Raw genomic sequence first — 11,446 nt, forward strand, 5'->3', positions numbered from 1 at the left:
TAAGGCTGGGAGGAAGAATATTATGGATGCAACGAAATTAATTCAATCAGGAATCGCCGGACTGATCGAAGGCAAGAATCTGACACGTACAGAAGCGCGCGATATAATGGGTGCTATAATGCTAGGAGATGTTTCACAAGCGCAAATCGGTTCACTACTGACTGCTTTACGGATTAAAGGAGAAACCGTGGAGGAGATTACGGGTTTTGCGGAAGCCATGAGAGGTTTCGGTACATCCGTACTCACTGATCGTGCACGCTTGTTAGATACCTGTGGTACGGGCGGTTCCGGCATCCATAAATTTAATATTTCAACCGCCTCAGCAATTATTTCATCGGCTGCTTCTGTAAGAGTTGCAAAGCATGGTAATCGCTCTGCTTCAGGCAGAGCTGGAAGTGCTGATGTACTTGAAGCTCTAGGGGTTAACATTCATCTGAATGCAGAGCAGGCTCGGGAATGTCTGGATCGTATTGGCATTTGCTTTTTATTCGCACAAATTTACCATCCTTCGATGCGACATGCAGCAGCTCCTCGTAAAGAGCTTGGTGTACGTACGATCTTCAATATGCTGGGACCACTTACGAATCCTGCAGGAGCTGACCGTCAGTTGCTAGGGATTTATGACCGGGATAAGACGGAGACGGTGGCTAATGTGCTGAAGGAGCTAGGTTCCAAGCGTGCGATGGTTGTAAGTAGTTCGGATGGTCTGGACGAAATCAGCATCTCCGCCTCTACATTAGTGTCTGAGCTAAAAGAGGGTACAGTGACCACTTATGAAATCACTCCGGAGGGGTTAGGTCTTAATAGACATCCGCTTGAAGCTGTTTTGGGCGGAGATGCAGCTGAGAACGCAGCAATTATTACCTCTGTGCTCCAAGGTGAGGTCAATCCCTATCGCGATATTGTGTTAGCTAATGCAGGAGCATGTATATATGTGGCAGGTCTGGCAGATACCTTGGCAGGAGGCGTAGAGAAAGCAAAAGAAGTAGTGGATTCGGGTAAGGCATTATCCAAGCTGGAACAGCTTGTTGTGATGACGGAGGAGCTTAATTATGTATCTTGATAAAATTGTCGCTACAAAGATCAAAGAGGTGGAGGCGCTCAGTGATAGCTTTTCTCTAGCTCAAGCCGAACGTGATATAGCAGCACTCCCTCAGACTAGAGGCTTTCGTAAGGCTCTGACCGAAGGAAAGAACAGAGATATGGGTTTGATTGCTGAGGTGAAGAAGGCTTCTCCTTCTAAAGGGTTGATCCGTGAAGATTTCGATCCTGTTTCCATTGCAAAAGGTTATGAAGCGGGAGGCGCTGATTGTTTATCTGTTTTGACGGATGTGGATTATTTTCAGGGCAGCGCTGCTTACTTGCAGCAAGTGAAGGAAGCCGTAAATCTGCCGCTGCTTCGCAAAGATTTTATTATTAATGAGAAGCAGATCTACGAAGCTCGTCTCCTCGGAGCGGACGCCGTGTTGTTGATCGTCGCTATTTTGACACCAGCTCAACTGTCTCATTTTATAGATATAGCTTCAGGTCTTGGATTGGATATCTTGATCGAGGTACATGACCGAAATGAGCTAGCGGTTGTACTAAGTACAGAAAAAATAACTCAATCCAATGTGTTGCTAGGCATTAATAACCGTAATCTGCGTACCTTTGAGACATCCTTAGAGACAACGGCAGAGCTGACAGCATTAGTACCTCAAGGGGTTCCTGTGATTAGTGAAAGCGGAATTGCAGGACCAAGTGACATTGATTACCTAAGAACGACTGGAGCTCACGGGGTACTCGTAGGGGAATATCTAATGCGTCATGCTAATGTAGAAGATGCAGTAAATGGATTGCTAGGAATGCTTCCAAATGGAAAGGACCGTATCCGACATGTCTGAGACATTGGTAAAAATCTGTGGACTTCAGGACGTTGAAGTGCTAAAATCTATGGTACACTTACCACTAGATTATATCGGATTTGTATTTGCACCTAGTCGTCGCAGGGTCACTCTGGAGCGTGCTTCCGAACTGATTGCTGAGCTTCCACAATGGAAGACTAGTGAAAAGCCTAAAGCTGCTGGGGTTTTTGTTAATCCGGAGCTGGATGAGCTGAAAGAACTGCTCGCCGTAGCGCCACTAGATGTCATTCAGCTGCATGGGCAGGAAAGTCCAGCCTTTTGTCAAAAGGTTCGGCAAGCTTTCCCACAAGTTCAGGTATGGAAGGCATTGTCTGTTACTGATAAAGAGCGTGATGACGCTGATAACAACTATACATTGGAACAATACGCAGGCTCCGTTGATGCGGTATTGTTAGATACTTATGATCCTCAGCAGAGCGGTGGCTCTGGGCGCACATTCGCTTGGGAGAGGTTGCCTGATTATCAGGAAATCGCGCTACGAAAAGGTTTGCCGTTATTTGTGGCTGGAGGGCTTCATCCTAATAACGTAGGAGAGTTGCTAGATACCTATGCTCCGTACGGAGTAGACGTATCTAGTGGAGTAGAGTGTGAAGGCATTAAAGATATTACTAAAATGACAGCTTTTGTGGAAAGGGTGAAGCAATCATGACACAAGTACCGGACCAGCATGGACGTTTCGGTTCATTCGGAGGGCGCTTCGTGCCCGAAACTTTGATGACTGCATTGATTGAGTTGGAGGAAGCCTATCGGAAGTACTCGGCGGACCCGGCTTTTCAAGAAGAAATAGATTATCTATTAAAGCAATATTCCGGACGGGAGACCCCGCTATATTATGCGGAACGTCTAAGTAAACATCTGGGAGAAGCTAAAATATATTTGAAGCGTGAAGATTTGAATCATACGGGTGCTCATAAGATTAACAATGCGATTGGTCAGGGAATTCTGGCTAAAATGATGGGTAAAACCAAGGTGATTGCTGAGACTGGAGCCGGTCAGCATGGTGTAGCTACTGCTACGGTTGCAGCTCTGCTTGGTATGGAGTGTAAGGTGTTTATGGGAGAAGAGGATACTCGTCGCCAGGCACTCAATGTATTCCGCATGAAGCTGCTTGGTGCTGAGGTGATTCCCGTTACTTCCGGATCGCGCACCTTAAAAGATGCCGGCAACGAAGCGCTTCGATACTGGGTTAGCAATGTGGAGGACACTTTTTATATCCTCGGTTCTGCCGTAGGCCCGCATCCTTATCCGATGATGGTTCGTAACTTCCAGCGGGTTATTGGTGATGAAACGCGGCGCCAGATTCTAGAGGCTGAAGGAAGACTGCCGGATGTGCTCGTAGCTGCTGTAGGTGGCGGTAGTAATGCTATCGGCATGTTCTATCCATTCGTAGAGGATAAAAGTGTCGGTATGATTGGTGTTGAGGCAGCAGGGAAAGGAATTGACACACCTTATCATGCGGCGACTATGAGTAAGGGGACTCATGGGGTATTTCAGGGCTCGATGAGCTATCTACTGCAAGATGAGCATGGTCAAGTAACAGAGGCTCATTCCATCTCTGCAGGTCTGGATTATCCTGGTGTAGGTCCTGAACACTCCTATTTAAAAGATATCGAACGCGCAAAATATGTCCCGATTACAGATGCAGAGGCGCTAGATGCTCTGAAGCTGCTATGTGTGACGGAAGGCATTATTCCAGCGTTGGAATCAGCACATGCGATAGCCCATGTAGTGAAGATGGGTCCAACCCTTACCAAGGATGATGTTGTTGTTATCTGCCTGTCAGGCCGGGGAGACAAAGATGTGGAATCCATCATGGCGTACACAGAAGGGAAGGGAAAGGAATGACAACTGAAACTACAAACCGAATGGATTTGGTATTCCGGAAGCTTAAAGCTGAAGAACAGATGGCATTGATTCCTTTTCTGACGGTTGGAGATCCTGATCTGGAGACTACTCTTGCTATCATCTCAGAACTGGAGGCGGCAGGTGCTGATATTTTGGAGCTAGGAGTACCTTACTCTGATCCGCTAGCAGATGGTCCTGTTATTCAGCGAGCGTCTGCACGAGCTCTGCGGGGTGAAGTTCACCTGCGTACCTGCATGGAGACCGCGTTAAAAGCTCGTCAAGCCGGAAGCAATTTACCATTTATTTTGTTTTCCTATTACAATCCTATCCTGCAAATGGGGCTGGATACATTTTTCGCAGAACTGAATGCTCATGAGATTAGTGGACTTATTATCCCGGATCTTCCAGTCGAGGAATCAGATGAGATGCGTCGCCGCAGTAGTGAAGTTGGGGTTAATCTCATTCCATTAGTTGCACCGACGTCAAGTGAACGGATCGCAAAGATAGTATCGGGTGCTAGTGGGTTTATCTATTGTGTATCCTCATTAGGGGTGACAGGAGAACGATCTACTTTTCATGCGGATGTAGATGACTTTATTGATTCTGTACGTCAAGCAACAGACCTGCCAGTAGCGGTTGGCTTTGGTATTTCAACTGGTGAACAGGTTGCCCGCTTTGCGCAGATTTGCGATGGTGTTGTAGTAGGCAGTGCCATTGTTCGCAAAATAGAAGAGGTTATTCCGCTGCTCGATCATCCTGCTACGAGGAATGAGGGGCTGTTGCAAATTCGAGAATTTGTGGCACAATTAAAAAGACCATAACAGTGTCATTCTGACCTGTGTATAGTGGAGCAATCAACTATGGAGAGCGAGGACTATTCATGAATCCAAAACCGAATATAGTTAATCTTCCTGTCTACAAACCAGGGAAACCTATAGACGAAGTCAAGAAGGAGCACGGCTTAAGTGAGGTTATTAAGCTTGCATCCAATGAGAACCCGTATGGAGCTTCACCAAGTGCTAAAGAAGCTATTCTAGCAGAGCTTGAGAATCTTTATCTTTATCCGGACGGCTCGGCAGTAGAGCTGACGGCAGCACTTGCCAACCGTCTTGGCGTGAATAACGATAATATTATTTTTGGCTGTGGCTCAGACGAGATTATTGCTCTTATTGCTCGTGCCTTCTTCTTGCCAGGTGATGAGACAATCATGGCTGACCAGACCTTCTCTGTGTATAAGAGTAACGCAGAAATCGAAGGTGCTGTGTCCATTGAGGTACCGCTTGTAAATGGCACACATGATTTGGATGGGATGCTGAATCGTATAACGGATCGTACAAAGGTTATTTGGGTCTGCAATCCGAACAACCCGACAGGAACCATAGTTCCAGAAGAAGCTTTGATTACTTTCCTGGATGCTGTGCCTTCCAATGTAATGGTTGTCCTTGATGAAGCATACTGTGAGTACGTAACAGATCTTTCTTACTCAAACGGCATCCAGCTATTGGATCGTTACAAGAATCTAGTTGTGCTTCGCACATTCTCCAAAATTTATGGCTTAGCTGCTTTGCGTATTGGTTATGGCGTTGCTAGTCCTGAGATTATTTCATTAATCAACAAGGTGCGTGAGCCTTTCAATACCTCTCGTCTTGCACAAGCGGCGGCTCTTGCTGCCTTGAATGACCAAGACTACGTGCAGGAATGCCGTCGTCTTAATAGCGCGGGTATTGTTCAATTGCAAGGTGAATTCAAACGTCTGGGCCTAGAATCCTTCCCTGCACACGGAAACTTCATTATGGTGGATGTTCGTATGCCTGCCACAGAGGTCTTCGAAGCATTGATGCGTAAAGGAATCATCGTAAGAGCGGGCCATCAGGTTTACCCGACTTATATTCGAACCACTGTGGGTTCAGTTGAGCAGAATACAGCGTTTATAACCGCTCTGGAACAAATTCTTATAGAGTATGGTGTACGCGCTTAGTAATAAACAGCAGGACTAGACTAAAAAAGGCAGGTAGTTCAAAGAACATGACGACAAAAATAGCTATATTCGGTGTCGGTCTGATCGGAGGCTCACTGGCCCTTTGCTTTAAAGGCAAGGAGGGCCTGACCGTCGTAGGACATGCCCACCGTCCTGAATCCGCGAGTAAATATATAAGCAGAGGTGTGGTAGATCATGCCACGCTTTCTGTTGAAGAAGCAGCACTTGATGCTGATTTCATTTTTTTATGTGTACCTGTAGGAATGTTAGAGGATTATCTGCAGCAGTTAAGCAAATTGCCTCTAAAACCCGGCTGTATTATTACAGATGTCGGTAGTACGAAAGCTAGTATTGCCTCATGTGCAGTCTCTTTAGATATTCCCGGAGTACATTTTATCGGCGGACACCCAATGGCAGGATCAGAACGCTCAGGTGTTGAGGCAGCTTCATCTTTGCTATTTGAGAATGCTTATTACGTGTTAACGCCACCTCCAGGCGTACCAGACGAAGCTTATCATGCACTTGAGTCTTTACTGCACCACACAAGAGCGCAGATTGTACGCCTTGATCCAGAACGTCATGATGAGATTGTAGGCGCCATTAGTCATTTACCGCATATTATTGCCGTTGCTCTTGTGAATCAGATTCGTGCCTATGATGATACCGACTCCTTATATAGCACATTAGCTGCAGGGGGCTTTCGGGATATTACACGGATTGCGTCCAGCGATCCTATAATTTGGAGAGACATTTTGCTGAACAATCGTCCTGTAATGCTTCGTTTATTAAAGGATTGGAACGAGGAAGTTTCTTCTTTTGTTCGTCTACTGGAAAGTGAAGATGGCGTAGGGATTGAAGAGGCATTCCAAGAAGCGAATGGCTTCCGCAGTCAGTTACCTGAACGGCGTAAAGGCATGATAGCGCCTTTATTTGACCTACATATTGATGTACCGGATCATCCGGGGATTATCGGTCGTATCGCTACTGAGCTGGGGGACCAAGGAATTAACCTTAGCAACGTACAAATCATCGAGAGTCGTGAAGATGTGCCGGGTATTATGCGTCTATCTTTCCGTCAGGAGAACGATATGGAGCGAGCGAAAGTGCTCCTGCAGCAGCACGATTATACCGTATATGTGTAGTTTGCGGCCCTTCCAATATGGAGGGGCTTTTATTTATTATGGGATCTGAAAAAGCATAACGCTGAGAACAGCTACTGCTTCAAGTGGATGCAGAAGAGGGTATTAGTGACTATGAGTAATACAGCGCTTACAAGCAAAAAAAAGACCGCTTACAAAGTAAGCGGCTACAGTTCACAATAAATTGGAACCGTGTAGTATTTGGATAGGAGTGGAGAGAAACCATACTGTACTTTTATTATATGTATACGTTTACATTTTGTCAACAGTTTATTAAAAAGAGATAAAAGCCATATTACAGTGATCAAAGTCTTATTGTTGAAGTTAATGTTCGTTTATAGTCTGTTGTCAGGTTGTGCTGACGAGATTACTGCTCTGAAGTCTATTAATGTCATCCTATGAGAATCTGTGATACAATAGATCTGGTATATTTCTAGATTCGTTATAAATTTATATGCTCTTAGGAGTATGCCATTTTTCTTTTTATATTCATCACAATCATCATGCCTTAACTATAAGGTGTTTGAATATACATAGGTGTATTTCAAAATTGAAGAACGGATAAGTTGCACGTCATTCATTATCCCTAAATTTCCACGGGGAACGGTTGTCCTACATAAAATGTCGACAATATTGTTTCTTCTTGTAATAAACTAAAAATTTGCAGTAAAACACCGCAACTTTTAAAGCCCAAACCGGTATAATAAGTACGGACCGGACGGGAAAAGACGTGCAAGGGCGAGGAGGGCCAATCTCACCATGACGGATTCCCAGTTGATCCAGGAAATCAAACAAGGTAACACAGAACTATATTCAGAATTAATGCGTCGTTATCAACGGAAAATATTGGCATTTGTATATCATATGCTTAGAAACTCACAAATGGAGCTAATTGCAGAGGACCTTTGTTCGGAGACTTTCTACAAGGCATTCCGTAGCTTGCATTCCTTTCGAGAGGTAGATGCTTCCTTTTCAACGTGGTTGTACACTATTGCTCGTAATACTGTGCTAAGTGAGCTTCGTAAAAATCGTGCCGGAAATGTATCCCTAGAAGAGAGCGGATATACTCCCGTTGCACCGTTTGAAGTAGCGCCTGAGCAGGCTGCATTGCGTAAAGAACGGATGAATTTGGTCCGTGAGGCAATTAATAATCTTCCGGAGAAACAACGCTCTGCGCTAATCCTGCGTGAATATGATCAGATGGATTATCAAGAAATTGCAGAAATTCTGGATCAGAGTGTTAGCTCCGTGAAATCATTGTTGTTTCGTGCCAGAAGTAGTGTGAAGCTTCAACTCGAATCCTATTTCAATGAGCCTGAAGTTGAAGAGCAGGTTGAGAGGGTGTAAGGCGAATGAATTGCAGGGAAGCGCAAGAATGTATTCCGCTCTTGTGGGACGCTCCCCCCACACATCCTAGGCGGATTTTGCTTGAAAAACATATTGAAACTTGTCCTTACTGCGCCGCTGAATGGTCTCTGTGGCAAGAGAGTAGCCAGCTTATGCACGATTTGAAGGAAGAGATTAGTGAAGAGCGTGCAGAAGTTATAAACGTTAAAGTTATGGAGCGGATTTATTTAGAGAGTCCTTGGTTGATGCCAGGTGATGGGAAATCCGCAGGGACATCTGCTATTGTTCGCCATAGACTTAGTCTCTGGATCGCTTGCTTCCTGGCAGTATTTTTGTCCAGTGTTCTTTACTTTACTATGTTTAGAACATCTGCTGATATCACTGTGGCTAAAAGTGGAATAGTAGAGACTGGCATTGCTGGTTCTATGGAATGGACATCCACTTATCCTATTTTAGGCTCTGAAGGTGGGATTATTGAACCACTTGTAGTAAATATGGGACCTACACATCCTCAATATTGGATGATGTTATCCATGCTTGGCGTGGGTTTTGCAGTGTTTTCGTTAACCCGGCTGAATCGCTATCGCAGATCATAAAGGATCTATTGATGTATGACTTAGCAATTGCAGTATATAATAGTGTTAAGAACGTTGTAGGAGTCCCTTAACGTAAAGTTACGAGGGGCTTTTTTTGTATTCTAATACGTATAAAAGAAGACTTTTTATTTCATCCATGTTACATTAAGAGACAAATACTTGGAGGAAAAGGGGGAGGCAATATGCTAATCGGCTTGATACGCCATGGATTGACGGACTGGAACGCAATTGGGAAGATACAGGGGCAAAGTGATATTCCGCTTAATGATGAAGGACGGATGCAAGCTGCTATGCTTGCTGACCGCTTACTACAAGAACCGTATCGCTGGGATTGCTGTATTACAAGTAACCTATCCCGGGCAGCAGAGACAGGTAAGATTATCGCTGATAAATTAAATTTACCGCTGCTTGATCCTGATCATCGGATCCGGGAACGTGCCTACGGGCAGGTAGAAGGGCTAACTTCCGCTGAGCGTGAAGAGAAGTGGGGGAAAGACTGGAGTCTGCTTTCACTTGGTCAAGAAACCGACGAACAGCTTCAGGCTCGTGCACTTGCCTTTATGGAAGATATTTCTGCACAGCATCCCAATCGGAACATACTTGTCATATCTCATGGAGGGTTCCTCGCTCAACTGTATACTGCACTTTACAAGGATAAATATTCGGAACGAATTGGGAATTTATCCCTGACGATTTTGGAAAAGAAAGAACGAGACTGGAACCCTATTTTATATAATTGTACTCGCCATATCCTGCAAAACCAGCGTTAACCCGTGCATCGGGTTATTTTTTTTGCGCTAAGGGGAATAAAATGGGCTGTATTTCCCATAATGGTAGTAAAACGGTGAGGCGATGAAACATGAATCTGGCGGATATGCTCACTTATGCAGATATTGGACAGCTGACCGCCATAGCGGGACGCTACCGGTGTGAATGTAAGCTGAATTCCAAACACGACTTGATCCAGAGTATTTTGATTATGCTTGGAAGCAGAAGTTTTATGGAGTCCCATATCCGGGAATGTGCTCCGGAGGATCTGCGGTTTCTGAATACATTACTTTTTGATGAACGCAGCCACTTTAGTCTGGAAGATTTGTTGGCTGTAGCTAGGCAGGCTTCTTTTGATGCTCCTGAAGGAAAGACTGGAGGTTTCCGAGAGATGGTTTCTCGTTTCAAAAGCGGCGGCTGGCTCTTTAGCGGTTCCTCCCAGCAAACCAGATACTTATTCCAAGTGCCTAAAGACTTGAAAGAACGCTTTCGTGAGACGATGAGCGCACACATCAAGGATAAGGTTACGGTTAGCTCTGAACCAGCCATGTATCGAAATGAAGGGGAATTGTTATTAAGTGATCTGGTTATGCTTCTGAGATATATTAAGGAAAATGAGCCAGAGCTGAATCAGGGAGGGGCCATGTATAGGAGGTATCAGCAAGGAGTGATGAATGCACTTCATATTCCGGAGGATCTTCTTACCAAAGGCGGCTGGAGATTTGGTTATGGTAGGGCATGTGAGCATTATCCGCCTAGATTAGCGCTCCTGTATGATTATGTTCGTCATCGCCGCTGGATCACTGAAGAAGGTTTTCGGCTCAGGCTTACGGCGTCAGGAGAGGCAGTGTTGGCCGATGGAAAATGTGACTCGTTGATGCAGATATTCTCTTTTTGGTTAAAACTATATAAGGGGGCTGTACCAAACCTACCTTCGCTTGTGTATTGGGTAAGTATTAGTGCTGGGAATTGGGTGAGCGTACCTTCATTAGTGGATGGTGTAGGGTGGTTAATTAAACCGTTCTACTATGACAATGCTGCTTCAATTCTGGAGCAACGAATTATTCGGATGATGGTGCACCTTGGGATGCTTAAATTAGGGGAGACCCCTGCTGGACTCGCTGTGATGATGACGCCGTGGGGGAAGGATATAGCCGTGCCTAAACATCTATAGTAGTATGGAGGCATACAAGCAAATGCTTATGGGGATTACATACGTAGATGAGGACTTCACTTAGGTTGTTGGTAGGAACAATAGATGAAGTATTGATCAGAATAGGTAAATATGTAGAACGTAGACAGGATTGTTGAATATGATTTAGTAGGTGCCGTCACTTTTGAAACCGAAAACAAAATCATCTTGATGGATATCAAAATAGTAAAGCAATAAGGATCTCTTAAACAGCGGAGGTGTATCGAATGGACAAAATGAAGGCTACGTACGAAGTGATGCTAGGACTTGCGGCAGAAATGGTGTGGGATGAAGCGCTGCGAAAGCGTCGCTCCGACATCTTGCACCGTGAGATTGACACGGCGCTGGCTACAGGAGATGAATTGGCTTTTCGAAATCTTACAGAAGAACTTAAAAGTTTGGCATAAAGAAATGCGAGAAATGCGCTTAGCGCATTTCTTTTTTTTAATTGTTTAGGAAATTAAACAATACAAAAAAATGTGTATAACTTCGAAGAAAGAGGAAGGAGGGATGAACGTGAAGAAGCAAGTGACAAGGAAAAACGAGGAGTCTTCTGTCAGATTCTAAAAACCGAGCGGATTTTATATCCTCCGAAATGCATGTTTTAGTCGAGCTTACGGACAAATGTATGCGAAAAATCGAACACAATGTGCCGCCGGAAACGTAAACGAGCCAAT

12 protein-coding genes are annotated in these 11,446 nt (G+C 44.8%); all 12 read left to right on the top strand.

Annotated features, from left to right (window positions below):
• Nucleotides 1–22: 22 nt before the first annotated feature.
• The 12 genes from trpD (at nt 23) to UQ64_RS06870 (ending at nt 11,176) form a co-directional block, all read left to right on the top strand.
• Nucleotides 23–1,063, top strand: a complete 1,041-nt coding sequence (gene trpD, locus UQ64_RS06815; protein WP_060622710.1) for an anthranilate phosphoribosyltransferase — start codon at nt 23–25, stop codon at nt 1,061–1,063.
• Complete coding sequence (gene trpC / locus UQ64_RS06820; RefSeq protein WP_060622711.1) at nt 1,053–1,883, top strand: indole-3-glycerol phosphate synthase TrpC; 831 nt, start codon at nt 1,053–1,055, stop codon at nt 1,881–1,883. Before trpD ends, trpC begins: the two co-directional genes overlap by 11 nt.
• The gene (locus UQ64_RS06825; protein WP_060622712.1) at nt 1,876–2,553 is read left to right on the top strand and encodes a phosphoribosylanthranilate isomerase; all 678 of its coding nucleotides are present in this window, start codon (nt 1,876–1,878) and stop codon (nt 2,551–2,553) included. The genes trpC and UQ64_RS06825 overlap by 8 nt, the downstream gene beginning before the upstream one ends.
• The gene (trpB, locus tag UQ64_RS06830) at nt 2,550–3,749 is read left to right on the top strand and encodes a tryptophan synthase subunit beta (protein WP_060622713.1); all 1,200 of its coding nucleotides are present in this window, start codon (nt 2,550–2,552) and stop codon (nt 3,747–3,749) included. The genes UQ64_RS06825 and trpB overlap by 4 nt, the downstream gene beginning before the upstream one ends.
• Nucleotides 3,746–4,570, top strand: coding sequence for a tryptophan synthase subunit alpha (gene trpA / locus UQ64_RS06835; RefSeq protein WP_060622714.1), 825 nt, complete (start codon nt 3,746–3,748; stop codon nt 4,568–4,570). The genes trpB and trpA overlap by 4 nt, the downstream gene beginning before the upstream one ends.
• 59 nt (nt 4,571–4,629) lie before the next feature.
• Nucleotides 4,630–5,727, top strand: a complete 1,098-nt coding sequence (gene hisC, locus UQ64_RS06840; RefSeq protein WP_060622715.1) for a histidinol-phosphate transaminase — start codon at nt 4,630–4,632, stop codon at nt 5,725–5,727.
• 47 nt (nt 5,728–5,774) lie between these two features.
• Nucleotides 5,775–6,869, top strand: coding sequence for a prephenate dehydrogenase (locus UQ64_RS06845; RefSeq protein ID WP_060622716.1), 1,095 nt, complete (start codon nt 5,775–5,777; stop codon nt 6,867–6,869).
• 756 nt (nt 6,870–7,625) lie between these two features.
• On the top strand, nt 7,626–8,213 hold the full coding sequence (locus UQ64_RS06850; protein WP_042190156.1) for an RNA polymerase sigma factor: 588 nt from the start codon (nt 7,626–7,628) through the stop codon (nt 8,211–8,213).
• A gap of 77 nt (nt 8,214–8,290) precedes the next feature.
• Nucleotides 8,291–8,809: an anti-sigma factor gene (locus UQ64_RS06855; protein WP_209445728.1), complete on the top strand. Its 519-nt coding sequence runs from the start codon at nt 8,291–8,293 to the stop codon at nt 8,807–8,809.
• Between the two features lie 182 nt (nt 8,810–8,991).
• Entirely contained in the window at nt 8,992–9,579 is a 588-nt protein-coding gene (locus UQ64_RS06860) for a histidine phosphatase family protein (protein WP_060622718.1), read from the top strand.
• A gap of 89 nt (nt 9,580–9,668) precedes the next feature.
• Nucleotides 9,669–10,751, top strand: a complete 1,083-nt coding sequence (locus UQ64_RS06865; RefSeq protein WP_060622719.1) for a hypothetical protein — start codon at nt 9,669–9,671, stop codon at nt 10,749–10,751.
• A gap of 245 nt (nt 10,752–10,996) precedes the next feature.
• Entirely contained in the window at nt 10,997–11,176 is a 180-nt protein-coding gene (locus UQ64_RS06870; protein ID WP_060622720.1) for an IDEAL domain-containing protein, read from the top strand.
• Nucleotides 11,177–11,446 lie beyond the last annotated feature (270 nt).

It is taken from the genome of Paenibacillus etheri (genome assembly GCF_001012825.1).
GTDB lineage: Bacteria > Bacillota > Bacilli > Paenibacillales > Paenibacillaceae > Paenibacillus_AQ > Paenibacillus_AQ etheri.